This window comes from Nocardia sp. SYP-A9097 (assembly GCF_009649815.1).
Classification (GTDB): Bacteria; Actinomycetota; Actinomycetes; order Mycobacteriales; family Mycobacteriaceae; genus Nocardia.
This window is the reverse complement of the sequence record NZ_WJIC01000008.1, coordinates 225,018-248,698: the sequence shown is the minus strand read 5'-3', so window position 1 is coordinate 248,698 and position 23,681 is coordinate 225,018. Positions and strand designations below refer to the sequence as shown.

General features: G+C 65.1%; 25 protein-coding genes and 1 tRNA gene. 15 read left to right on the top strand and 11 right to left on the bottom strand.

Annotation, left to right across the window (positions count from 1 at the left end):
• The first annotated feature begins 90 nt into the window (after positions 1 to 90).
• A complete protein-coding gene (locus tag GFY24_RS19150; protein ID WP_153806427.1) occupies positions 91 to 1,311 on the top strand; it encodes a sensor histidine kinase in 1,221 nt (406 codons plus the stop codon).
• Entirely contained in the window at positions 1,308 to 1,913 is a 606-nt protein-coding gene (locus tag GFY24_RS19145; protein ID WP_309231038.1) for a response regulator transcription factor, read from the top strand. Before GFY24_RS19150 ends, GFY24_RS19145 begins: the two co-directional genes overlap by 4 nt.
• Positions 1,914 to 2,159: 246 nt before the next feature.
• Here GFY24_RS19145 and GFY24_RS19140 read toward each other — a convergent pair whose 3' ends face one another.
• Positions 2,160 to 4,154: a TPM domain-containing protein gene (locus tag GFY24_RS19140; RefSeq protein ID WP_153806426.1), complete on the bottom strand. Its 1,995-nt coding sequence runs from the start codon at positions 4,152 to 4,154 to the stop codon at positions 2,160 to 2,162.
• A gap of 63 nt (positions 4,155 to 4,217) precedes the next feature.
• Between GFY24_RS19140 and GFY24_RS19135 the strand changes: the two genes are divergently transcribed.
• From GFY24_RS19135 to GFY24_RS19120, 4 genes are all read left to right on the top strand, one after another.
• Positions 4,218 to 4,913: an MBL fold metallo-hydrolase gene (locus GFY24_RS19135; RefSeq protein ID WP_153806425.1), complete on the top strand. Its 696-nt coding sequence runs from the start codon at positions 4,218 to 4,220 to the stop codon at positions 4,911 to 4,913.
• A 119-nt stretch (positions 4,914 to 5,032) separates the two neighbouring features.
• Positions 5,033 to 5,611: a YdcF family protein gene (locus GFY24_RS19130; RefSeq protein WP_153806480.1), complete on the top strand. Its 579-nt coding sequence runs from the start codon at positions 5,033 to 5,035 to the stop codon at positions 5,609 to 5,611.
• Positions 5,612 to 5,613: 2 nt separating this feature from the next.
• Entirely contained in the window at positions 5,614 to 6,882 is a 1,269-nt protein-coding gene (locus GFY24_RS19125; RefSeq protein ID WP_153806424.1) for a deoxyguanosinetriphosphate triphosphohydrolase, read from the top strand.
• An 89-nt stretch (positions 6,883 to 6,971) separates the two neighbouring features.
• Positions 6,972 to 8,099, top strand: coding sequence for a DUF4190 domain-containing protein (locus tag GFY24_RS19120; protein ID WP_153806423.1), 1,128 nt, complete (start codon positions 6,972 to 6,974; stop codon positions 8,097 to 8,099).
• Here GFY24_RS19120 and GFY24_RS19115 read toward each other — a convergent pair.
• The 3 genes from GFY24_RS19115 to GFY24_RS19105 all read right to left on the bottom strand — a co-directional run bounded on the left by GFY24_RS19115 (position 8,096) and on the right by GFY24_RS19105 (position 9,985).
• Positions 8,096 to 8,776 (bottom strand): ABC transporter ATP-binding protein, encoded by a 681-nt coding sequence (locus GFY24_RS19115; protein ID WP_309231037.1) that lies wholly within the window; start codon positions 8,774 to 8,776, stop codon positions 8,096 to 8,098. The genes GFY24_RS19120 and GFY24_RS19115 overlap by 4 nt on opposite strands.
• Entirely contained in the window at positions 8,773 to 9,321 is a 549-nt protein-coding gene (locus GFY24_RS19110; RefSeq protein ID WP_309231036.1) for a biotin transporter BioY, read from the bottom strand. Before GFY24_RS19110 ends, GFY24_RS19115 begins: the two co-directional genes overlap by 4 nt.
• Positions 9,322 to 9,394: 73 nt before the next feature.
• The gene (locus GFY24_RS19105) at positions 9,395 to 9,985 is read right to left on the bottom strand and encodes an energy-coupling factor transporter transmembrane protein EcfT (RefSeq protein WP_194852929.1); all 591 of its coding nucleotides are present in this window, start codon (positions 9,983 to 9,985) and stop codon (positions 9,395 to 9,397) included.
• Positions 9,986 to 10,082: 97 nt separating this feature from the next.
• Between GFY24_RS19105 and dnaG the strand changes: the two genes are divergently transcribed.
• The gene (gene dnaG, locus GFY24_RS19100) at positions 10,083 to 12,014 is read left to right on the top strand and encodes a DNA primase (protein ID WP_309231035.1); all 1,932 of its coding nucleotides are present in this window, start codon (positions 10,083 to 10,085) and stop codon (positions 12,012 to 12,014) included.
• Between the two features lie 134 nt (positions 12,015 to 12,148).
• Here the strand turns inward: dnaG and GFY24_RS19095 are convergent, their stop codons facing one another.
• A complete protein-coding gene (locus GFY24_RS19095; RefSeq protein ID WP_067567582.1) occupies positions 12,149 to 12,394 on the bottom strand; it encodes a hypothetical protein in 246 nt (81 codons plus the stop codon).
• Positions 12,395 to 12,567: 173 nt separating this feature from the next.
• Between GFY24_RS19095 and GFY24_RS19090 the strand changes: the two genes are divergently transcribed.
• Positions 12,568 to 12,640 (top strand) — tRNA-Asn (locus GFY24_RS19090).
• Positions 12,641 to 12,739: 99 nt separating this feature from the next.
• Here the strand turns inward: GFY24_RS19090 and xerC are convergent.
• Genes xerC through GFY24_RS19080 form a run of 3 tightly spaced genes read right to left on the bottom strand, consistent with a single transcriptional unit; the run spans position 12,740 to position 14,834 of the window.
• Entirely contained in the window at positions 12,740 to 13,462 is a 723-nt protein-coding gene (gene xerC, locus GFY24_RS19085) for a tyrosine recombinase XerC (RefSeq protein ID WP_228566445.1), read from the bottom strand.
• Positions 13,423 to 13,731 (bottom strand): hypothetical protein, encoded by a 309-nt coding sequence (locus GFY24_RS42085; protein WP_228566444.1) that lies wholly within the window; start codon positions 13,729 to 13,731, stop codon positions 13,423 to 13,425. Before GFY24_RS42085 ends, xerC begins: the two co-directional genes overlap by 40 nt.
• Before the next feature lie 20 nt (positions 13,732 to 13,751).
• Positions 13,752 to 14,834 (bottom strand): nuclease-related domain-containing protein, encoded by a 1,083-nt coding sequence (locus GFY24_RS19080; protein ID WP_194852928.1) that lies wholly within the window; start codon positions 14,832 to 14,834, stop codon positions 13,752 to 13,754.
• A gap of 880 nt (positions 14,835 to 15,714) precedes the next feature.
• On the opposite strand from GFY24_RS19080, the gene GFY24_RS19075 reads away from it, so the two are divergent.
• Entirely contained in the window at positions 15,715 to 15,882 is a 168-nt protein-coding gene (locus tag GFY24_RS19075) for a hypothetical protein (RefSeq protein WP_153806420.1), read from the top strand.
• A 450-nt stretch (positions 15,883 to 16,332) separates the two neighbouring features.
• Here the strand turns inward: GFY24_RS19075 and GFY24_RS19070 are convergent, their stop codons facing one another.
• Together GFY24_RS19070 and GFY24_RS19065 are read right to left on the bottom strand one after the other, a co-directional pair.
• Complete coding sequence (locus tag GFY24_RS19070) at positions 16,333 to 17,460, bottom strand: hypothetical protein (RefSeq protein ID WP_153806419.1); 1,128 nt, start codon at positions 17,458 to 17,460, stop codon at positions 16,333 to 16,335.
• Positions 17,461 to 18,492: 1,032 nt separating this feature from the next.
• Positions 18,493 to 18,684 carry a hypothetical protein gene (locus tag GFY24_RS19065; protein WP_153806418.1) on the bottom strand — a complete coding sequence of 64 codons (192 nt, stop codon included), beginning with the start codon at positions 18,682 to 18,684 and terminating at the stop codon, positions 18,493 to 18,495.
• A gap of 268 nt (positions 18,685 to 18,952) precedes the next feature.
• Here GFY24_RS19065 and GFY24_RS19060 point away from each other — a divergent pair, with 268 nt between their 5' ends.
• From GFY24_RS19060 to GFY24_RS19050, 3 genes are all read left to right on the top strand, one after another.
• Positions 18,953 to 19,861 carry a helix-turn-helix transcriptional regulator gene (locus GFY24_RS19060; protein WP_153806417.1) on the top strand — a complete coding sequence of 303 codons (909 nt, stop codon included), beginning with the start codon at positions 18,953 to 18,955 and terminating at the stop codon, positions 19,859 to 19,861.
• Positions 19,848 to 20,060 (top strand): DUF397 domain-containing protein, encoded by a 213-nt coding sequence (locus GFY24_RS41130; RefSeq protein ID WP_194852934.1) that lies wholly within the window; start codon positions 19,848 to 19,850, stop codon positions 20,058 to 20,060. Before GFY24_RS19060 ends, GFY24_RS41130 begins: the two co-directional genes overlap by 14 nt.
• A gap of 769 nt (positions 20,061 to 20,829) precedes the next feature.
• Positions 20,830 to 21,030 (top strand): hypothetical protein, encoded by a 201-nt coding sequence (locus GFY24_RS19050; RefSeq protein WP_228566443.1) that lies wholly within the window; start codon positions 20,830 to 20,832, stop codon positions 21,028 to 21,030.
• Positions 21,031 to 21,188: 158 nt separating this feature from the next.
• Here GFY24_RS19050 and GFY24_RS42980 read toward each other — a convergent pair whose 3' ends face one another.
• Positions 21,189 to 21,320: a hypothetical protein gene (locus tag GFY24_RS42980; RefSeq protein ID WP_255458697.1), complete on the bottom strand. Its 132-nt coding sequence runs from the start codon at positions 21,318 to 21,320 to the stop codon at positions 21,189 to 21,191.
• A 148-nt stretch (positions 21,321 to 21,468) separates the two neighbouring features.
• On the opposite strand from GFY24_RS42980, the gene GFY24_RS19045 reads away from it, so the two are divergent.
• The 3 genes from GFY24_RS19045 (at position 21,469) to GFY24_RS19035 (ending at position 23,677) form a co-directional block, all read left to right on the top strand.
• On the top strand, positions 21,469 to 22,692 hold the full coding sequence (locus GFY24_RS19045; RefSeq protein ID WP_153806415.1) for a hypothetical protein: 1,224 nt from the start codon (positions 21,469 to 21,471) through the stop codon (positions 22,690 to 22,692).
• Positions 22,693 to 22,790: 98 nt separating this feature from the next.
• Complete coding sequence (locus tag GFY24_RS19040; RefSeq protein ID WP_194852927.1) at positions 22,791 to 23,108, top strand: WXG100 family type VII secretion target; 318 nt, start codon at positions 22,791 to 22,793, stop codon at positions 23,106 to 23,108.
• Positions 23,109 to 23,164: 56 nt separating this feature from the next.
• On the top strand, positions 23,165 to 23,677 hold the full coding sequence (locus GFY24_RS19035) for a YbaB/EbfC family nucleoid-associated protein (RefSeq protein WP_153806413.1): 513 nt from the start codon (positions 23,165 to 23,167) through the stop codon (positions 23,675 to 23,677).
• Positions 23,678 to 23,681 lie beyond the last annotated feature (4 nt).

Genomic DNA, 23,681 nt, shown 5'->3' with positions numbered 1-23,681 from the left:
CCGGCCTCGGGTTCATGGATGACATCTGTCATGGGTGAACGGTGACGGTCGGCCGAGGTGCCGGCGGGCGATGTGTCCGATAGTGGAGGAATGAGTACTCCAGTGCGGGACGGTCACCCGATGGTCGGCGAACCGCGGGGTCGGCGCATATCGTCGTGGCCTGCGGTAGCGTCCGGCACCGTGGTGGAGAGTCGGGAGAGTATCGCGCGGCGCAGGCGGGTCGGCTGGATCTTCGCGGCCGTCTGGTCGGTGTATCTGATCCCACCGCTGCAGCGGGCCTGTGCGCTCGATAATGCGGTGTCGCGGGTGTACACGCTCGCGGTGATCGTGGCCTTCGGTCTCACCTATATCGGTTCGTACTGGTTCCTGCTGCGCATGCCGACCACCGGTCCGGCGTGGCCGAGTCCGCCTTCGCGCACCATCTTCCCGCTGCTGGGTGTGCAGCTCGCGCTGCTGGCGGCGGTCGCGGTGACCCTGCACGGTGAGGCGGTGGGGCTGGCCATCTATCTCGCGTCGTTCATCGCCTTCACACTGCCTGTGCGGCAGGCGATTCCGACCCTGCTCGGGGTAATGCTGGTGGCGGCTGTGGTGCCGCAGGCGATCGCCGGGAGCGAGCCGGACTATGCCACCCTGCAGTCGATGGCCATGGCGGCGTTCGCGGTCGGCGGCATTCGCCAGCTGATCCAGCGCAATCAGCAATTGAATGTGGCGCGACAGCAATTGACCGATCTCGCCATCGCTGAGGAGCGGCTGCGCGTCGGCCGTGACGTGCACGATATCCTCGGCCATTCGCTGACCGTAATCACAGTGAAAACCGAATTGGCCCAACGACTTCTGGAGATCGATCCGGCGCGCGCCAAACAGGAACTGGCCGATGTGGAGCGATTGGTACGCGAAGCCCTCGCCGGGGTGCGCAGCACGGTCGGCGGACTGCGCGAGGTCTCCCTCGCCGGTGAACTCGTCAATGCGCGAACGGCCTTGCGCGCCGCGGAGATCGAGGCCGAACTGCCCGAGTCCGAGGAACTGCCCGCCCGGCACAGTGTGGTCTTCGGCTGGGTGCTGCGCGAGGCGGTCACCAATATCGTGCGGCACAGCGGAGCCCGGCACGCCACCGTGCGGGTCACCCCGACCAGTATCGAAGTCAGCGATGACGGCAGCGGTTTCGGCGAAATGGGCTTCGGCTCCGGCCTGTCCGGGCTGAGCGAGCGGGTACGCGCCATCGGCGGCACCCTCACCGTGGCCAATCGCCCGGAGGGCGGATCACGGGTCCTGGCAAGCTTTCCGGCGGCATCGATGGGAGACCCGAAGTGATCAAACTACTGCTCGCCGACGATCAGGCGCTGGTACGCGGCGCGCTCGCGGCCCTGCTGAGCCTGGAACCCGACCTGGAAGTGGTAGCCGAGGTCGGCCGCGGCGATGAGGTGCTCGCCGCCGTCGAACGCACGAATCCCGATGTGGCCCTGCTCGATGTGGAGATGCCCGGCCTGGACGGCATAGCCGCCGCGGCCCAACTCCACACCGCGCACCCGGCGGTCCGCATCCTCATGGTCACCACCTTCGGCCGCCCCGGCTTCCTGCGCCGTGCCATCGACGCCGGTGCGAGCGGCTTTGTGGTCAAGGACACGCCCGCCCGCGAACTAGCCGACGCCGTCCGCCGCGTCCACCTGGGCCTGCGCGTAGTAGACCCGGCCCTGGCCACCGAAACCCTCACCGCCGGAACCTCCCCCCTCACTCCCCGTGAACGCGAAGTCCTAGCCGCCGCCTCCGACGGCGCCACCGCCGCCGCAATCGCCAAATCCCTGCACCTCTCCGAAGGCACCGTCCGCAACCACCTCTCCTCCGCAATAGGCAAGACCGGCACCCGAACCCGCGCCGAAGCTGCCCGCGCCGCAGACCGCCTCGGCTGGCTCTGACCTCGCGCGGTCCCTCGCTCCTGTCCCCGCCCTTGCTCCCGCCCTCGTCCCCGTCATCCCGGCATGCTTTTGGCCGGGATCCACACTGACTGTGCTCCAGCCGAATTCGGTGGATCCCGGCCAAAAACGCGCCGGGATGACGGGGGCCTCACTTCGCGGGTGGGCGTGCCCCGGCTAGGTGCGAGCGTGCATTCATGGCGGTATTTGGGGCTGTTGCCCGCCGTGAGTGCACACTCGGCGGACAGGTTAGAAGCGGCCGCCTCGGCTGATGCGGCGGGAGCCGTCGGAGCCGCCGTAGGAGCCGGGGCCGTAGGAGCCTCCGCCTCCGCCACTGAATCCGCCTCCGCCGCTGCGGTATCCGCCGCCCATGCCGCGGAGCACGCCGTCGATGAGGATGCCGCTCAGCACCGCACCGGTTTGGGAGTTGGAGCCGGCCTGCTGGGATTGCCATTGCTGGACGGCGGCTTGCGCGGTGACCAAGGCGCGGGTGCCGAGTTCGGTGGCGCGCTGGGCGGCGGTGAGGGCTTGTGCCGGATCGGATTCGGCCAACTGCTGTGCCTGGTCCAGGCTGCGCTGGGCTTCGGCGAGGCGGGTGCGAGGTTCGGCGTCGACACCGCCGCGCCGGGTGCTGATGAAATCGGTGGCGGCATTGATCTGGCCGCGGGCCGCGGTGAGCGCCTGGTCGAGGCGGCGGGCGAGGTCCTCGGCGGCGAGCCGGCGATCGGTGGCGGCGGCAATCGCCTTGTCCAGCACGGTATCCGCGCCCACCGCCTGCTGGAAGGTGCCCAGCGGATTGTTCGCGCCCTCGATACTGGCGTGGTCGAGGGCGGTGCGGGCGGCGGTGGCGGCCGCGGCGAGCTCCGGTCCGCCGTGTTTGATGAGCGCGGCCGCGGTGCCCAGATCGTGCCGCAGTTCCTCGATGATGCCGGGCAGTCCGGCGCGCGCCTGCTCGATATCGGTGGCGGCGGTATCGACCGCATTGAGCAGTGTCCGTGCGGTATTGATCGCCGCCTCCGCCGCGCGAATGGCCGCCACCGCCGCCCCCTGCTCGCCGACCGGTCGCGCCGCCGCCGTGCGCCCGTCCTGAATCCCCTTCTCCGCGAAGGAGATCCGCTCCTTCGCCATATTCACATTGTCGTGGATTGGTGTCAGCACCGACGCGGGCTGGGCCGCCACCAGCTGTGCGAGTGCCGCCTCCGAACCCGGCGCCCGGGCGGTCAGCTCGATCAGATCGCGGGTCAGCGCGTCGAGGCGTTCGCCGGCATTGATGAGCAGATTCCGCATGGCATCGAATTCGGTGACTTTGGCATCGAGCTCATGATCCGCGCGCCCGCAGGTGCTGATCAGTTCCACCAGCATGGTGCGCTGTTGCTCGGGAGTTTCGGGAATATCGTCGTCGAGTTGCTGGCGGATGGAAAAGGCTTTACCGAGGGCGTTCTTCGCCGCCTCGAGCGCGCCGGTGAATGGTGCGGTGGCGGTCGCCCCGAATTCGTCGGTGGCGAGCCGCAATTCCTCGGCACTGGTGCGAATCGCATTATCGATGTCGACCAACAGTTCTTTGGAGCGTGCGTCCAGAGCGGCCAGCGGCAGCGCGCCGAGCGCCTGGGAATCGGCTGGATCGACCTTGCGTGCCGCCTCCACCTCGGCCCGCGCCCGCCGCCCCTTACGCCCGCGCGACCACAACAGCAGCCCGCCGACGAGCACCGCCACCACGAGCACCAGCAGCAACACCACCCAGATGCTCAGCCCGCCCCCGGAGTCGCTCATGGCCGCGGACAAACCATTCGCCGTCGTGATCGCGGCCCCCGCCCAGTCTCCGGCGCGCAGCTTGGGCTCGACCTGATCGCCGAGCAGCTGATCGAGTTCCTTCTCGCTGACCGAGGCCGGAGCACTCCCGGTGAACGCGTATCCGCGATCATCGATCGCGACCGAGAGCAGCACATCCCGATCCCCGAAGTTGGAGGCTTTCGCGGTCTGCTCGCCCCAACTCTGCGCATCCATCCCCGCGAAGTCGTGGACATAGACAACCCACAGTCGCTCATGGTCTTTCGTGTACAGCGAATCGATCGCACTCTGGACCTCGGCGGTCTGACCGCCGCGCAACGCGCCCGCCGAATCGGTGACATAGCTGGGTAGCCGCTGCGGCTGCTCCGCCTGCGCGGGCGCGCCTGTGCCACAGGGGAGAATCAAGGCCAGCACGAAGCCGGACATCAGCGTGGAGAGCCGCTTCGGTAGCCGCATCCGATGAATCTATCCGCCGGATGCGGGCCACGAGGTTTCTTCCGGTCACCCGTGTCGGCGGCCATGACTACGATCAGAGGCGTGATCACGATCGATACCCCGTACACGGGTCATGTCGCCCCTGGTTCCAACCCACAGCAGCGCAGCGTTTCCGGCGCGCGCATCGTGAAGATGTCGGTCGGTGCCATGGACAACAACGTGTACCTGGTGCAGTGCGCGAGAACGGGATCGACGCTGCTGATCGATGCCGCCAATGAGGCGGAACGCATTCTGGAACTGGTGGGTCAGCAGGCTCCCGAAGGGGTCGAGCTACTGGTCACCACGCACCGCCATCCCGATCACTGGTGGGCCTTGGCCGAGGTGCTCGCCGCGCGCGAGATACCGTCCGCCGCGCATGAACTCGATGCCGAGGCGCTCCCGGTGCCACCGACCCGACTGCTCGTCGACGGCGACAAGATCCGCATCGGCGATCTGGAGCTCGAAGCCATTCACCTGAGCGGTCACACCCCCGGTTCGGTGGCGCTCGCCTTGACCGACGGCGACGGCCGCACCCACCTGTTCACCGGAGATTCGCTATTCCCGGGCGGAATCGGCAAAACGGGCACGCCCGAGGAGTTCGCTTCGCTGCTCGGCGATGTGGAGTCCAAACTCTTCGCTCGCTATCCGGATGACACGGTCGTGTACCCGGGCCATGGCGATGACACCACCCTCGGCGCGGAGCGCCCGCAATTGCCCGAGTGGCGGCGGCGCGGTTGGTAAAACTCCGGAACCGCGGCCTCGAGCCCGCGTGGAGGACGCCGAAGGTCGAGCAGGCCCGTGACGGCTTTGTCGCGGGCACCCTACGCTGGGCGCGCCGACTGCTGATCGGCGGGCTGCTCATGGGCCTGCTGGTGATCGGCGGTACCGCGGTGCGGGTGTGGCAGGTGGCCCGCATCGACGACTGGGCACCCGCCGACGCGATCGTGGTGCTCGGCGCGGCGCAATACGACGGCACGCCGTCCTCGGTGTTCCAGGCGCGATTGGACCAGGCGTACAAGCTGTTTCAGCGGGGCGTCGCGCCGCTCATCGTGACGGTCGGCGGAAAACAGGTGGGGGACAACTACACCGAAGCCGCCTCCGGGAAGATCTATCTGGAAGACCGCGGCGTACCGGCCGATCGGATCCTCGCGGTCGAAACCGGTTCGGACACCTTGCAAAGCGTGGAGGCCGTCTCCAAAGCTCTACTGGCGCGCGACAAGTCGTCGGTGGTGCTGGTGAGCGATCCATGGCATTCGCTGCGCACCCGCACCATGGCGCGCGATGCCGGACTATCGGCGTGGACCGCCCCGACTCGCACCGGCCCGGCCGTCTACACCCGGGAATCGCAGGCGCACGGCATATTTCGCGAAACCTTCGCGCTGCTGTGGTACCAGCTCACCCACTATTCGGCCGATTTCACCTACACGGCGGAGCAGTGATCATGAGTGCGCGAATCGATTACGACCGGGTCTACAGCGAACACGATCGGGAGCGGCTGGTCCCGGAGACCGAACGCACCGCCGGGCTCAGCTGGTCACCCACCCCGGCCCGGCGCAGTGAGTTCGCGCGCGATCGGGCGCGGGTACTACACTCCGCCGCACTGCGCAGACTGGCGGACAAGACGCAGGTCATGGGCCCGCGCGATGGTGACACCCCGCGCACCCGGCTCACCCATTCGCTGGAGGTCGCGCAGATCGGGCGCAGTATCGCCGACGGGCTGGGCTGCGATCCGGATCTGGTGGATCTGGCCGGGCTGGCGCACGATATCGGGCATCCGCCGTATGGACACAATGGTGAGATGGCGCTCGATCAATTCGCCGACGCGCACGGGGGTTTCGAGGGCAATGCGCAGAATCTGCGGATTCTGACCCGGCTGGAGCCGAAGGTCTTCGACGATCAGGGGCATAGTTACGGGTTGAACCCGACCCGGGCGGCTCTCGACGCGGTCATCAAATATCCTTGGGGCAGAACAGGTCCCGGCTCCAAGTTCGGCGCGTACGACGTCGATATGGATCGACTGGCGTGGGTCCGCAAGGGCGCGCCGGATCGACGGCAATGCCTGGAATCACAGGTCATGGACTGGTCCGATGACGTGGCCTACTCCGTGCACGATGTGGAGGACGGGATCATTGTCGGCCGCATCGATCTGCGCTCGCTCGCCGATCCGGTCGAACAGGCCACGCTCGCGGAACTCGGTGCGCGCCAGCACAAATCGCTGACCCTCGACGAACTCGTGGCCGCGGCGCAGCGACTCTCCGAACTGCCGGTGGTGGTCGCGGCGGCCTCCTATGACGGTTCGCTGAAAGCCTCCGTGGGGCTCAAGCGCCTCACCAGTGATCTGGTCGGCCGATTCGCCACCGCCGCTGTGGAAGCCACCCGCGCGGCCTGGGGCGGACGCCAATTGTGCCGCTACACAGCCGATCTGGAGGTGCCGCGGATCGTGGCGGCCGAGGTCGCGGTGCTCAAGACCATGGCGCTGCACTATGTGCTGTCCGATCCCATCCACCAGGTCCGGCAGGCCGGGCAGCGCGACCGTATTCTCATGGTCGCGCAGCACCTCTCCGTTATCGCACCGCGCGGCCTGGACCGCCTACTCCTGCCCTGGTGGGAGGAGGCCGCCGACGACACCGCCCGGGTTCGGGTGATCGCCGATCAGATCGCCTCGTATACCGAAAGCCGCCTGGAACGGGTGGCCGCCGTAATCCCCTGATATATAGGTTTCGCGGACCGAATCGGAAACCGCTACGGTGAGCGGGCAAAAGCTGAGAGCGGGCCGATCGGGTCCGCGGAGGGGGGATCGTGGATCCGACGCCGGAACATCCGAACACACCGGACAAGCCCGTCGAGTTGGGCAAACCGGCAGGCTCGGAGCAGTTGCAGCCGGGGCAGCAGGCCGTTCCGGACCCGACGATGGTGGCATGGTCACCCGGTCAGCCCTACGGCGCGGATCCGGGTCAGCAGAGCGTTCCCGGGCAACCGGCTTGGGGTCAGCAGGGTGTTCCCGGTCAGCAGGGTTGGGGTCAGCCCGCCGCGGACCAGCAGGCGTGGGGTCAGCAGAGCGCGCCCGGCCAGCAGGCGTGGGGTCAGCCCGATCCGCAGGGAACCGGCGGCCAGTGGCCTCAACCCGAGGGTGCCGCGCCGTATGGTGCGCAGCCGTCTTATCAAGGGGCAGCGCCTTATCCGGGCGATCCGGCGTATGGCACGTCTTATCCGCAGCCCGCGCCGTACCCGGGTGCTCCCGGTTACCCCGCCGCGCCCTATCCGGGTCCGCCGCAGGGCACCAATGGTTTCGCGATCGCCGCGCTGATCACCGGTCTGCTCGGTATGTGCCTGCTGTCGGTGCCGTTCGGTGTGATCGGGCTGAGCCAGATCAAGGATCGCAATCAGCAGGGCAAGGGGTTGGCGATCACCGGCCTCGTGCTGACGGCGGTATGGGCCGTGGTCGGCGTGGTCCTGTTCGCCGTGGGTGTGACGAATACGAAGGACACCGATACCGACTCGTTCTCCCCGCCCTCGGTGAACTTCACCCCGCCGTCGGTCAATTTCTCGACGCCGTCGCTGCCGACGACCACCGCGTCGCCGGGCGGGTACACGCTGCTGCGCAATCTGAAGGACGGCGATTGCGTCAACGGTGTGCACCGAAAGACGTCGATCAGCGGTGCGACGGTGACCTCCTGCTCCGGACCGCATGACGCCGAGGTGTTCCTGAACTTCTCGCTCCCCAACTGGACCGGGGATCAGCAGTCCAAGGACTTCGCCGAGACCAAGTGCGCGGAGGTGTTCGATCGGATCGACGCCAAGAAGGCCGGGCTCAGCTACCTGTACTACCGGCCGCATTCGCAGTCGGAGTGGAACTCCGATCCGACGGTGCAGTGCATCGCCATCAATGACGATGAGACCAAGCTGACCAGCAAGCTGCCGCGCTAGCTCGCCGCGCAGTGGTCGATATAGCGGGGAATGGTTTCGGCGGGCGGGCCGTCCGCGAGTAGGCGGCCCGCGTCGAAGACCAGCACCCGATCGAAGTCGGCGAGCAGATCGAGGTCGTGTGAGATGACCACGATCTGCTGCGGAAGTTCGTGCAGCAGTTGGGTTATGCGGCGTTTATTGCGCAGATCGAGCAGCGTGGTCGGCTCGTCGAAGATGACGTAGTCCGGGCGGACCGACAGCACCGCGGCAATGGCAAGCAGCTGTTTCTGGCCGCCGCTGAGCAGATGTGCGGGATGGTCGCGGAACTCGGCGAGACCGTATTCGGTCAGCACCTCCGAAACCCGTTCGGCGATTTCGGGTTTGGCGAGGCCGTGATGTTTGAGGCCGAAGGCCAGATCTTCCGCGACGGTCGGCATGACGATCTGCACGTCCGGGTCCTGGAAGACGAAACCGACGCGGCGGCGCACCGCCCTGCCCTGCTTGCGGGTATCGAGCCCATCCACCCGTACCTGGCCCGCGCTGGGCACCTGCAGACCATTGAGCAGTCGCGCGAAGGTGGATTTGCCCGAACCATTCGAGCCGATCACGGCAATGCGGCGCTCGGTGAGTTTCAGATCGAGGCGGGTCAGTACCTCGCGCTCGCCGAAGCTGTGCGAGACGCCCTCGAGTTCGATCACGCGCGAGCCGGGATCATCGGATAGGCCCGGCGGACCGCGATGGCGGCGAGTGAGCCGATAACGGTCTTCACGATATCGCCGGGAATGAAGGCGATCGAGGTGACGATCGCCTTGTGCAGCGGGATATGCGCGGCGACGGCCATCCACGGGATGCCGATCGCGTAGAGCACCACCGCGCCGCCGAGAAAGTTGATCGCCAGGGCGACGGGCAGATTGTAGTGCCGCCACAGCCTTTCGGTGAGCACGCCGATCACCAATGCCCCGATCGGGTAGGCAATGACGAATCCACCTGTCGGACCCATGATCACCGAGAGTCCACCGCGCCCGCCCGGCAGTACCGGCAGGCCGATCAGCACCAGCACATCGAAGAGCAGAATCGCCAGCGCACCCCGCTTGGCTCCGAGAATCGAGCCCGCCAGGATCACGCCCAAAGTTTGCGAGGTGAAGGGCGCGAACGCACCCGGAAGTTGAATGAGCGGGAAGAACCCGAGCACCACCATTATTGCCGCGAACAGCGCTACCTGCGCCAAATCCCTACTACGCACCCGGGCATCCTATGGGGACCGCGGTCCGGGTCCGTTCGCCGCATGGTGTCGGCACACGATCGGCAACCACGGATCAGTCCAAGCCGCGAGCGTCCAGGGCCTCGCCGACCTGATCGGCCATGCGCAGGGTCCGGATCAGCAGCGGGATCAGAAATACCGTGGAGCGTTCGATACCGCGGGCGCGCTGGGCGGAGCGCACCAGCTCGGCCTGTTCGCGGATGACGGGGATGAAGCGAATGGTCATGGCGACCAGCAGGCCGACGCGATCGGGGCGCACGCCGAGGGGTCGCAGTGGGCGCAAAGCCTTTTCGATGGTGTCGATCATGGCGGACGTGCGGGTGGTCAGCGTGACCAGATTGGCGAGTAGCACCAGGGTGAGCACGCGCTCGCCGACCAGGACGGCGCTCTGCCAGCCGGTGAAGAGAACCTGCGCGAGGATGATCAGCGCCAGGAACGGGGCGAGGCTCAGCACCTGCCTTGCGGTCGCCCGCCAGGGAATCCGCGCGACTACATATAAAAGGAGTACCGCGGCGAGCGCCACCGCCAGCCAGAGCATCGACGGTACGAAGAACAGTGCGGTTCCGGCCGCCGCGAGCACCACGAGTTTCGGACCGGCGGGCACGGTATGCACCGGCGTCCGGGCGTCGTGGTAGAGGCTGAGCACCGATAGATCCTGGCATGCGCGGTTCGCGGCATTCGGTCCGGTGTCCAGCCGTGCGTCCCGGTCCCGCGCGCCAGTGGCGCGCGGCTAGACTCGCTCCGTGGCAGGCCGACTTCCAGACCGCGATATCGCGGCGATTCGTGAACGTGCTCGGATCGAGGATGTGGTCGGCGAGTACGTGGCGCTCAAGCGTGCCGGTGCCGACTCCATGAAGGGCCTCTGTCCCTTCCATGACGAGAAATCCCCGTCCTTCCATGTGCGCCCGAATCATGGCCATTTCCACTGCTTCGGCTGTGGTGAGGGCGGTGACGTCTTCGCCTTCCTGCAGAAGATCGAGCACATCGGGTTCGTCGAGGCCGTCGAGCAGGTGGCCGACCAGCTCGGCTACAAGATCAATTACGAGGGTGGCGGCACCTCGGTGCAGCGCGATCGCGGGACTCGCTCCCGGCTGGTCGCCGCCAATGCGGCCGCGCACGAGTTCTATATGACCAAGCTCGGTGAACCCGAGGCCGAGATGGCTCGCACCTACCTCACCGACCGCAATTTCGATGCCGGGGCCGCGCACCAGTTCGGCTGCGGCTATGCCCCCGGCGGCTGGGATACGCTCACAAAACACCTGCTGCGCAAGGGTTTCGAGTTCAAGGAGCTGGAGGCGGCGGGGCTGTCCAAGCAGGGGCAGCGCGGTCCGATGGACCGTTTCAACCGCCGACTGCTGTGGCCCATCCGCAATCTCGGCGGTGATGTGATCGGCTTCGGCGCGCGTCGCCTCTTCGATGACGACACCATGACGGCCAAGTACATCAATACGCCGGAAACGGTGCTGTACAAGAAGTCTCAGGTGCTGTTCGGCCTGGATCTGGCCAAACGCGAGATCGCGAAGGGCCATCAGGCGGTAGTCGTCGAGGGCTACACCGATGTAATGGCGATGCACCTGTCCGGCGTGAAAACCGCTGTGGCGTCCTGTGGTACGGCCTTCGGTGACGAACATCTCGCCATGCTGCGCAGGCTATTGATGGACGACAATTTCTGGCGCGGCGAGATCATCTACACCTTCGACGGTGACGCGGCAGGGCAGGCAGCGGCGCTGAAGGCGTTCTCCGGCGATCAGAAGCTGGCCGGACAGACCTATATCGCCGTGGCCCCCGACGGCATGGACCCGTGTGAACTGCGCCAGCGCAGCGGCGACGGCTCCGTTCGCGATCTGGTCGCGCGCCGAGTCCCGCTGTACGAGTTCGTGATTCGCGGCCTGCTCGCCGAACACAACCTCGATACCCCCGAGGGTCAGGTGGACGCGCTGCGGCGCGGCGTGCCCGTGGTCGCGCAGATCAAGGACAACGCACTGCGCAAGGCGTACGCCACCAAGCTCGCCGGCTGGGTGGGCTGGGACGACATCCAGATGGTGGTGCGCCGCGTCGGCGACGAGGCGCGCAAGAACGCCCGCACCGGCCCCGCATCCGGTGGCTCGCGCCGCATCGGTATTCCGGAACGTGAAGCGTCGCAAGCGGTTACCGATCAGCCCGCAGCCCGCCCGAACCCGCGTGACCCCGCACTGGCTCCCCAGCGTCAGGCCCTGGCCGCCGCCCTGCAATACCCCGCCTTCGCCGGCCCCGTCTTCGATTCGCTTGAACCGGAAGCCTTTACGCATCCGGCCTATGTGGCCACACGTGCTGCGATCGTCGAAGCAGGCGGCACCGCAGCGGGTTTGGGCGGCGCCGAGTGGGTCGCGGCCGTCGCCGACAACACCGACGATCTCACCATGCGCGCTTTGGTGTCCGAATTAGCCGCAGAGCAGCTACCGGTGAAATCCGAGGCCGACATCCCCCGTCTGATCACCGGCGTGCTGGCGCGCGTCCAGGAGTCCTGGGTCGGCCGTCAGATCGCCGAGCTGAAATCCAAACTCCAGCGCATCTCCTCGACCGAACAGTCCGAGGCGTACTTCGCCCTGTTCGGTGACCTGGTGGCCCTGGAGCAGTACCGCAAGAGCCTGCTCACCCAGGCCATGGGCAATTCCGAGGATTTCGGCGGGCGCTAGCGGGTTTCGCCAAGCGCGACAATCCGACCCAGGCGAGGCGACCGAAGGTCCGCCCGCCCGCGCCGGAGTTGTCTTCTATCCGAAATAGTGGATGCGCGCTGCCGCCCCGCGGCAGTCGCGCCATCCCGAATTCTCTACCGCCGCAATTGATCGTGCGGTACGAGAATCGTGGTCCGCTCATCGAGCGGCTCCATGGGTTCCAGCTTCGGCTGGGTACTCAACTTGTCCGACAGCCGCTGCCGCGAAACCTGCACCAGCTTCCGCGTGACAGGACTCTCACTAATGGCACGGGTCGTCTTACTGATCTGCTCATACCGGGCTCGCCCGGCCTTCGCGCCCAGCACATACCCGGCCGCGACGCCGATGATCAACCGCAGCATGTCGAGAAGCTCCTCCCGTTGGCCTTTCCGCGTGTACATCCTGCCCGAAGCCCCCACCCCATGTCGATCCGCCCCTACGCCCGCATGTCCCCAGGTAGAAGCGCGATTTGGGAAGTGAACAACCCATGCGCTAAAGTTTTCTCCGGTCGCCCGAGAGGGTGACCGGGACACAATCCCCTATAGCTCAATTGGCAGAGCAGCCGACTGTTAATCGGCAGGTTTCTGGTTCGAGTCCAGATGGGGGAGCCCAGAAAAGCCCCTCACCAGCGTAAGCCGGTGAGGGGCTTTTCTCGTTGTCGGAGCAATTCGCGCGAATCCCACTACTTTCCCACTACAAACGATGCATTACTTCCCCTGCGAGAACCGATCCAGCGCATTCCTGGCGTCCGGTCCAACCGTTCGGCGCATGAGATAGTGGCGCTCGGTCGTCGCCAACTTCGCGTGGGACAACTGCGCTTGCGCTTCGGCCGCTCCCAAGTCGTCACGCACCACAGTCGCGACAGTCGGCCGAAAGCTGCGAGGCGTGACCCAGGCCAACTTCTCAGGCAGCGCGGCGCGTAGGGACCGACGCAGATTCGCCAGGCTCATCCATCCGCCATCGCGGTTGGTGAACACCGGACTATCCGGTCCGGCGGCATTGCCGAACAGAATCGTCAGCGCCTCCACCGCCAGCGCGGGCAGGATCACGGTGTGCGCGGGCGCATTGCCCTTACGCTCGTCCTGGCGGTGCAGCGCTTCACCTTTGACCGCGCCGTGATCGATCATCGTGCCCATGATCGTCATCGTCGGCGGATCGGCCAGCAGATCGACATCGGACCAGCGCAGCGACAGCACCTCATTCGGCCGGCACCCTGTCGAAACGAGCACGTCGACGAACTCCGGGAGTTGTCGGCCCGGGCGAGGCCCGAAACCCTTATCCCGACTGCGGTAGTCGCGAACCGCCTTGCGTACCATCGCGAATTCCTCGGGAGCGAGGGCACGGGCACCGGATTGCTTGCCGCCCGTGCGGCTGGTCTCGCGAATCGGATTCACCGCCAATACGTCATAGCGCACCGCCAGCGCGAACATGCCAGCAGCACCACCCGGAACATCTTCGCGTTCGAATCCGAGTTCGCGGCGATCTTGCTCAGATGCCGTTCAGCTCGACTGGTGGGAAGCTCCCGAATACGCAGCGCGCCGATCTGCTTGCGGCCGTGCCGATCCCACACCTGCTGATACACATCGCGTGACTGCCGCTTGAGCTTGGTCTTGGTGGCGAGCCAGACCCGGAACAGCTCGGCCAGTGTTGTACGGTCCTTGATCACCTCATCGGACAGCGGTGCTGTTCGAGACTTCAAGTGCCGCAGCATCGCCGCGGTCAGCAATTGGGTTGGAACGGATAGCACCCCTGAGGTGCTTGCCGCTGAGGTGCCGGAATCTCAGATGGTTCGGTGGTTTCCACTTGCGCGGGGAGTTCGTTCGGAACAACGGGCGCCGAACTTGTAACCGAACTCGTGCCGCGGTCATTGTGCTGACCTGAGCTGGAATCGACCACGTACCACGCGCCGCCACCGATCACAGCCAAGGCGACAATGGCCAGAAGCGGTGATCCGGCGGACCTCCGTCGATGTTTGACGACCCGCTTCTTGGTATGCGGAGGTCTACCGTGTGTGACCGCGATCCCCGGAAGATACGACGGTCGCGGCGATCTCGGTTGCTGTATCACAGGATCGGGAGCGGGGGAGGGGGTCTCTATCGAGGTATAGGGTTGCCGCGTGTCGATAGGCATCCATGTCGACGTCGCCTGGCGTGGAGTCGCACCTTCGATGTCGCCGGAAAAGCCTTCCTGCGCAAGGGCATCGGAACTTGCCGCAGGGTCATTGACGCCCAGCTGTTCCAGCATCGCGCGGACACTGCTGATGGTCCAGATCTGCTTGCGGTAGGTGCCTCGCTGGAACCAGGTGAACAGATCGTTCGGCTTGTTCCCGAGCATGATGTCTACGCCCTTGGGCAGCATCCGCTTCGTCGGCTTGTCCAGGTCAACCGTGGTGCCACCCCTGGCAACGATCACCACCAGCGCGGAAACGAATTGCTGAGCGCCGGTGGCGTTCTCGGTCAACGCCTTCAGCGCGTACATGGCCGACTTCGCCTGATACAGCGGATTGACGTCGCCGCTACGGACGTGCACCGGATCGCCCTCGTGCCCGGTCATCGACCATCTGCCATTGACCGGGCAGTGCAGCACCCCACCGGACGGGCTCAGCGTGCCCTTCACCTCGATGCAGACCGCCGTATTCGGTGTGAACACAATGAAATCGGCCTCCTGTCCGGCATCGCCGCGGCGTCTGCCAGGTATATGGGCACCCGCGACGGCCAGACCCGGAACATGACATGTTCGTAGCCACTCGGCCACAAGCTGTTCGGTCTTCGGTGCGTCGGTACGCTCATTGATGACCAACATGGCCATCCCCCTTAGTTATTCGGAACCGCCGAGAGCCCCGTCACCCTGCGTCGTGGCACCTCGGATAGACCAACGGTAGATCCATGCACCGACAGATAGTCGCCGATCTTGTTGTGGCACAAGGAGTTACAATCGCACGGGCGTTCGACCGGCGCGACGGAACGCTGATGAACCGCCTGGTCGCACGCCATAACCATCGTTCGCAGCTCTGCTCTGGCCGATCATGCTCCGATGCGGCTGAACTCGCCTACGACAGCCGTCCCTAAGCTGCGACTCGCTCTCGCTCCGAGGGTCTCGTTGCTGAATTTCGCTATATAGGTTCAAGAGCGGCGCGCTAGCGCGCGCCGCGACACGCTAACGCCGCGCGACGCGGCTCCCTGAACGGCGGTCGCCGCGGCGCGTCGGCGCGTCGCGACACACGCCAGCGCACTGCCGGAATCCATTGAGGCACTTCACACAACGAGCCAGGAACTGAATCGGCCGGCACTCTGGGCACCGATCGACCGGTCCGCGATCCCGCCGATTCTCATACGGTGCTGCCGCACGAGCTCCGCTCGCTTGCCTCCCAGAACCCATCTGCCGCAGTCACGCAGCTGGTCACCCCACACCACCTCGTTCTCATCACCAGGTCGCCTCCGGATGTCGGTCGCCGGGTTGGGGCACTTCGTGGTTCCGCAGCCGAATCCGGTAGTGGCGGTCACCAGGTTCCTTCCCTGGGGCGATCGATCTGCCGAAGGCATACCGCCGTGAGGGGGCACTCCAAAGGGCGCTGCGCTTCGCTTGCGTCACTGCGTGATTGGCATTCGCCAACCCTTTTCCGTGCCCCCTCACGGTGGTCTGGGCTATGCCCAGATCGAGCACCCCAGGGAAGGAACCCACCATGACCGCCACCACCCTCACCATCCAGTGCACCACCCCGCAGTGCCCCAACCCGGCGACCGACACCCTGCCCATCTACGTCCCCGGCGATGAGAACGAGGCGGTGTGCCGCGAGTGCCTCGACGCCTACTGGGACTGCCAGCAGGCACTGGAGGCGGTGGCGTACTGAGCACTTGGGGGCTTCGGCCCCCTTCCTCGGTCACCGGCAACGATGCCGGACAGTGAGTCGCCAACGGCGTCGACTCCAGACCACAGACCCCCGGCACCCCTCGATCCGCCGGGACCACCTATCCGGTACCGGGCACCTTCCCGCCCGTACCGGATAGGTGATTGCCGAACAGCCTTGGTGCGCAAGCAACTCCCCGCCTCCTCAGCGGCCTGATTGTCTCGCTCCAGGAGAACGAGTCAAGGACCACCTGCCGGTGTCCGCTCCGCGGTGGCTTCGCCATCCTTGACACGCCCTCCCTCCGCAGAGGATGGCCTGTATGAGGAAGCAGGGAGAAGAACAGTCCCGGGTTGCTGATTCCGCGTAGTTGGCGAGGTACTCCTGAGACCGTCGAGGCATGAGCGTGTTCACATCCACGGAAGGACCCGGCACCCCGATCGGCACTGGGGTCTCTCAGTGTTCGGCGCCCATCCAGTCGTCCAACACCTGCTGGACCACTGCCGCACGCTTCTTCTTAGCAGGCGCCAGGCGCTCGACGTGTGCCCTCACCCGAGCGACCCATTCCCTCTCGAACTGATACGGCAGGGGGTCCGTGGTGCTCTCAGTCTTAGTCGGCGGGCATCGCAACTCAGCGTCCGGGAATACATCCAGCAGGTCCAGCATCTGTCGTGGCGTCGGAGCGATCTCCTCGCCTGGGACCACCCAATTAATAATCTTGTTGTGCGCGCTCCCGACGCATATTCCCCGTTTGTGCGAGATGTCGTGGCGGATCAGCTTGACCTCATGGAAGAACTCGGACCGAATATCGTTCTTCTCCCAAGACTTCCGGTCGGGGCCGACGCCGTGGGCGGCCGCGAGCCGAGGCCGATAGGTGTCCTCCCAAGCGGCGTGGATCGTCGTGAACCACTGTGTATATGCCATGCGATAGATGGGCGGCGGGGTGCCGCCGCTCATCATCTCCTTCATCGCGGCACCGAAGTTGGACGGAGTCACCACCAGCGGCTCGCCGGTGCTCGCACTGGTGAGGTTCGCCATCGGAATCGTTCGATCGCTCGGATCGCCCACGAACTGCATCGTGCTGAGGTCAAGATGGTTGCCGACTCCCCGCCCCTTGAACTTCTCGTCCCGCCAGCGTGTGACCGTCTGCGAGAGCGCGTAATTGGCCGTGAGAGCCAGAATGAGCGATGTTCTGTACTCCTCGGCGAAATCGCTGATCACCTCGTCCACTGTCTGCACCCGCAAGGAATCATCGCTCCGGAGCGACAGCGCCGTCGTCTGCGCGATGTCACGGATCTTGGTTATCGCCTCCACGAACTCGCGGCTACCGCCCGACATCGACGTGATCTCCCGAAACTCCGTAAGCGCCGTCAGCAGCGGTTCGACGATCCCGGCCACCGCCCCTTCCGGCGCATCCGCCAGGGCCGGTTCCAGGTAGCTGTGGGTGAGCATCTCTTGGAGATTGGCCAGCGACGAGGGGAGCAGACGCTGATTGCTGGGCCAGGTGGCAGCCATCTGGTCCAGCATGATTTTTATGTGTTCCGCGCGCTCGATCCAGCGCCCAACCTGATCCTCTAGTGGCATGGCGCAGACATTATCGGGAAGTCCACTATTGCCGGGAGGCTCGCGGTCTTTCGGCCGATCGGTTGTCGAGACAACTGCCCGCCGGGGGCACCCAGCTGGCGGCCGGCTTCCTTGATTGGCAGGCCATCGACTGGGCCGGGCTGTGCCGTCACTCGGTGGTCGAGCACTAATCACCTAGCCACCTCCAGAGTCCGCAGCTAGTCCGCAGCGGTGCACGATGCATCCGACGCCGACCAACGAGCCCATCGATGAAGTTCGAAGCTCAGCACCGGTATGTCGTTCTGTCCCAACATCTGCCAACGATCGCAAACGTCGTGAGCGACCACCTCAAATCCGTCGCCCGACTAGCACGTGGGTCTCTTCATGATGCATCCCAAATTGCCGAACGCGATCCGTAGTCGCGGAGTGGTTCCGCGCCCAGATTCTCACGACCTACCCACTACTTTCCCGCTACAAACGTGCCGCTATTCCGGCGTACAAGCACATACACCGGCGTGGTCAGAACCGCGAGACATGTTGGCGTCGAAGGGGTTTCAACGACACCAGCGGACACCCACGGAGCGCTGAAAGTACCGGCAGGTTTCGGGTTCGAGTCCAGATGAGGGAGCCTGATTCGGCCCCCGAGCAGCGTGAGTAATTCGCCGGTCAGGGGCTCAGTCACGAAGTCGTTTCCGAACATCGAGAGTGCTCAGAAAGTGTCCATCAATTCGGGAAATGCCCGCGCTGTGGCTGCCGCGATGGGATGAGACCCAGCGGTGCGGTGCGATTGGCTTCACGTCTTTCGTGCTCGATGCGGGCAGCGATTCTTTGCACTGTCCACCTCTCGTGCGTCCGTTCATGTGGACGAGGAGGACTCGCCAGTTCGGAGAGGTGTATCGCGCCCCATGTTGTCAGTGCACCCACGGCGACACCGGGCAGAAATTGCCAGAGAACCGCGAACATGATGACCTCCTACTCGACGAATGTTGTAGTGCTGCAGACCATGTCGTCAGCTGCTGGTAGATGAGCCCCTGGCAGTAGAGGGTGATCGGCTCAGGTCCAGAGTCGGGCGCAGGGTAGTTCGGGCAGATCCACGGTCACCTGGTCGTCGACAGTGACAGTCACTCCGCTGTTGCTCGCCAGTTCGGTGGCGACCTGGTCGATCTGGTCGGCGGGGCCGCGGAAATCGAGCGTCAGTGGGCCGGACTCCACGTGTAGGTGTCGGACCGGGCGTGACGCGTTCATCGTTGCGGCGCAATCTGATTCGTCATCGTTCCGGTCCTCGGTTCGATGGATTCACGGGGTTGGGGAGCGGCCGATGAGGTGATGAGTGCTGTGCCTCAATAGATCTCATCTGGACGGTCATGAAAAGTACACCATTGGTGGCTAATCGAGACGTCCAAAAACGAGAACCCGATTATGATTGCTCTAGAACCGCAGGATAGGACCCGCTTGTACGACAGAACCAGATTCGCTTTCCGATCCGATGTGACTCGATTTCCGGGAGAGCCCTGTGACCAGCACAGAAGACGACGGCCCGTCATCAACGCTTCCGCGTCGCCAGCTCGGCCGCTTCCTCCGGGAACGTCGGGAGGCGGCAGGATTTACCATCGCCGAGGCCGCCAAGTTGGTCGATCTGTCGCGAGCTGTGTTGCAGCGCATCGAGACCGGACAGATTCAGAAGGTTCGCAGGCAAGACGTTGCGGCGATGTGTCAGGTGTATGACGTCGGGGACGACGAGACCCAGGCCGCGGTCGATCTGGCCGCACAGGCCAGGTCGAAGAGCTGGCATCACGTCTACGGCGGCCTGTACGGCAGCGCCTTCAATATGTATGTCGGGCTGGAGTCGGCTGCCCGCCGACTGACTACCTGCCACGATCAGCACATCCCCGGACTACTTCAAACGGCCGATTACGCGCGAGCGATCATCGATGCGTTCCCGTCGTTCACCAATCCGGAAGACGTTGACCGCCGCGTTGAGCACCGGCTCAAACGGCAAGCGCTCGTCACCCGCAAAACGAACCCTGTCGAGTTGGATGTGCTGCTGCACGCTTCGGTGCTCTATCGCATGATCGGTGGATCTACGACGATGGCCGGCGCGCTGCGGCATCTGGCTGAGATATCGAAGCGGCCCAACATCGCAATCCGAATCCAACCGTTCAGCGCCGGCCTCACATGGGGAATTCCACACGGCTCGTTCATCATTCTGGACTTCGGTGCAACCGTGCGGAAGGAACCGGTCGAGCCGCCGGTGGTATTCATAGAGGGTGGAGCGGCTCAGGATGTCTACCTCGAGAAGCCCGAGGAAATTCGGCTCTACAGCGAGCTTGCCGCTGCGATCCGGGGTACATGTCTGGGTGAGGTGGAAAGCAGGAGTCTGCTACGGCAGGTGGCAAAGGAGTACGAGCGTGGCGAACATTGACCTGTCCGAGGCGAACTGGTTCAAGAGCAGTTACAGCGAGGGTGGCGCTCAGTGCGTCGAGGTCGCATGGCTGGCCGGGGGCAAAGTCGGCGTCCGTGACTCCAAGAACCCGAACGGCCCGGCGTTGGTCTTCACCCCTGGCGAGTGGGATGCCTTCGCCGTGGGTGTGCGGGACGGAGAGTTCGAACACCCGGCGTAGCGAAGATTCCGGCCCGGGTACGAGCGGATCCCATAGAACATGGCTGACCGCCGACCCGGTTCGATCTGATGGCCGAAGTACGTCGGCCCCGACGATCTCGCCGAAACCGCTGGTACTGAAACCCCGCAGGGGCAACGGTACTCACTCACCCGCATGGCGCGACTGCTGAAAGTGTCCTCCTCCGGCTACTGCCAGACGTGAAACGCAGGGCGGCAACGGTTTTGACCTCACGCCAGCAGCGGCGTGCGGATCTGGAAGTGAAGATCAACCAGGTGCACATCGACTCCCACGGCACCTACGGATCACCGCCGAGCTGCGTGTGCGGGGCTTGCCCTGACTTCGGATCCGCTGGGACCGCGAATCCATGTATCCCTGCACCGTGAATCCAGATATCCTTCTGGCCCGATGGCTGGGAGCAGCGCCACGCGCCGCCCGCTGAAAGGCATGCTCGGCCGCTGGCGAATTGTCGCGATGGACGACTGAGACCGCGACGTCATCGACCTCGTAGGCCCCGGATACATCGAGTTCCGCCGAAATGGGACTGGGGAATTCGCGATCATCGCGGTTCAAGGCGAGATGGATTGTCACCCATGGCAACACGGTGTGAGATTCAGCTGGGAGGGTGATGACGACGGTCACCCGGTGAGCGGTCGGGGCTGGGTGGTGATGTCCGCGGGCGACGAATTGCACGGGCGGCTCTACTTCCATCAAGGTGACGAGTCCGGTTTTCGCGCAATACCATTCACCAAGGATCCAAAGGAAGGCACCCGTGAGCGAGTATCAGTACTACGAGTTCGTCGCCGTGGACCGCCCGCTCGACGATCGACAGCTCGCGCAGGTGCGGGAGCTGTCCACCCGCGCGCGGATCACCGCGACCCGCTTCGTGAATGAGTATCACTGGGGAAACTTCCGCGGGGACCCCGCGCGCATGATCGAGCGCTATTACGACGCGCATCTGTACGTTCGATAGAGCTCGGTGCCTAACCGGTCTTGACAGGATGGCGGCGGACGCCCGCCGCGCGGGTGCGGGCGGCGCAACGACTTCTACACGAGTAGATACGGTCTCCGAGTACGCGACCTCCCGCATCGAACTCGGAGGATGGGCGAATTCGCCGCAGTCGCAGCCTATTACGTCGGGCGCAAGGTCGAATCGGCGAGGCTATCGACGAGCTTCAACACAGTGCGATGATGTTCGTCGAAATCGGCGACGACTTCCGGCCCGCGGTCGTGCAGCGGCAACTCGGCGACACCTTCTGCCACACATCCCCACCTTCGGCGATTGGACGTCGGTCACCGCATGGACCGGACCCAGCAACGCTGGACGCCGCCCGCACCCGAGCGTTGAGGTCACTGGCCGGGGCTTCGCGAGCACCGGGAATCGGCTAGATTCGGGCGGACTGGAAGCTCGATGGGTGTGGATACCGAGGACAGTGTGAGTCAGGACAATTCGACTGTGGAATCGCCCGATGTGGGGTTCCGGATGGCCGAGCCGACGGTGGCGGCTGGGGCCGCTGGAGTCGGCGCGGATGTGGGTTCGGCGGCCGTGCAGGAACATTCAGCTGAACCGGAACCGCTGGTGAACCAGGTTGCCGCGGAGCTGTTCGCGTTGCTACCGGCGGGGTGGGATCGGCTGGATGCGGCCGTGGCCATGACCGTCAGTGATGAGGCGGCACGGGTTGTGGTGTCGGATCAGAAGCATGCAGTGCCGGTGCCGCTTTCGGCGCGGGCCATCGAGTTGTTGCGGGAGCTTCGGCATCAGTCGGCGCAGTTGGAGGAGGGGCCGTGGTGGCGGGTGCTGGCCTCGGTCGACAAGAATGGTTCGGCGCAGATCGAATACGACCATGGGGCGGAACCTTTCCCGGATCAGCACCTATTTCCGCCGCAGGCGTATCTCGCGGATCTGCAGATATATTCGCGCCGACGGCTGCCCGTGTGGCTGGCCGCTTACATCGGGCATGACGACCGGCAGGTCCGGACGCCCAGCCATGCCGCGAATGCTCGTGCGGGCGACGGCGCATTCACGTCACGGGTCGAAAACGACCTTCCCGCTTTGCCTTTGATGTGGGCGCGGTGGGCGGCCATCGCGGCCGCGTTCGTGGCCGCGGACTCGCAATGGGGGCCGCGGGTCACAACCTCGCTGGGCTGGTTCGAGGGAACCTCGCGCAGTGGATCCACACTGCATCTGCTTCCGCGCGGTCGTGCGGTGCTGTCGGGTGGGCTGTGGAACGATCCGCGATTGGACGCCGCCTACAACGGCGGGATTGCCATGCCGCAGCTATATCGGGGTGCGCCGGACTGGGTCGCTGGTCCCGTGCTGAATCCCCGTGCGGCGAACGGATTGCTGTCGTTTTGCTACTGGTGGGATGGTGCGGCATGGCACTGCGGTGAGTCGCCTGCCCCCGCCGAACTGGAGCCCGCGCTACCGGGTGTGCGGACCAGTGCCAGCGCAGTTGACGTGATCACCGAGCTGAATGCGGGAGTCTCCGCGGACGCGGCGGCGGGACTGGTGGCCGCGGCGGAGTCGGGCACCGTGACCCGCCAGTTTGCCACTCCGATCCTCGCCGGCCAGGCAGCCGATACCGATAGTGCGTATTACCAACTGCTGCTGGCCGGTGTTGTGAGACCCGAATAGGCGCAATGCCATTGGCCGTATTCGCGTCGCCATCAACGCTGTACGGCGTATATGATCATCGAGAATTTGCTCCAGATATTGCCACCGGGGGGTTGACCATGACCAATAAGGTGCAGGTCGAAGTAGCTGGGATGCGCTCGACCGCAACCGATCTCGATGGAGTGGCGTCCGCGCTGGACACCGTCAAGGCTGCGCTCGACACCGCCGTGCAGGCCTATAACGGCTGCTGGGGCGCCGACGAATACGGTAGGCAGTTCACCGACGGTGACGGCGGATACACCAAGCGGCAGCCCGTTCTGGAGACAACGATCACCTCGGTGGCGGATCGGCTGCGGCAGTACTCGAGCGGTCTGCGCCAGGGCGCGAACACATTCGACCAGACCGAACAGGTCAACGCCGACGGCTTCAAGTCCTAGCCAGAACACGAGCCCACGCGCCCGTCGCGGTTGCCTGGTGGGCTGGGGAGGAAAACATGGCGAACGAAGCAGCCAAAGGACAGCTAGCCGAGTTGATGGAGCTGGTGCAGGGTGGCATCGCGTCTATCAGCCGCGCACAGCAGGAGCGTGCTCGGCTCACCGCGACAGCGCACGCGGCCGAGCGCCGAGTCACCATCACGGTGAATGCCGACTGCATCGTCATCAAGACCGAATTCTCCGATGACATCGACGATCTCGAGTATTCCGAGATCGCCGCGGCCGTCACCGCCGCCACTCAGGATGCCGCCGCCAAGGTGCAGGAGAAGGCACAGAAGATCCTGGACACCGCGCAAGAGGAGCAGTCGGGCATCCCGACGCTTTCGGAGTTCTTCCCCGCCATGCCTGACATCAGGTCGATGATGCCGACGCCGCCGACAGTGTCGACCGCACCGCCAGGCTCGGTCGACCGCACCGCGCCGGAACCCGAACCGGCCGTTCGCTTCACCAATGTCGAGGAATGGGATCACGACCACTCCGGCCGATCCTCCATCTCCGCCCCGGAGTGGTGAACTA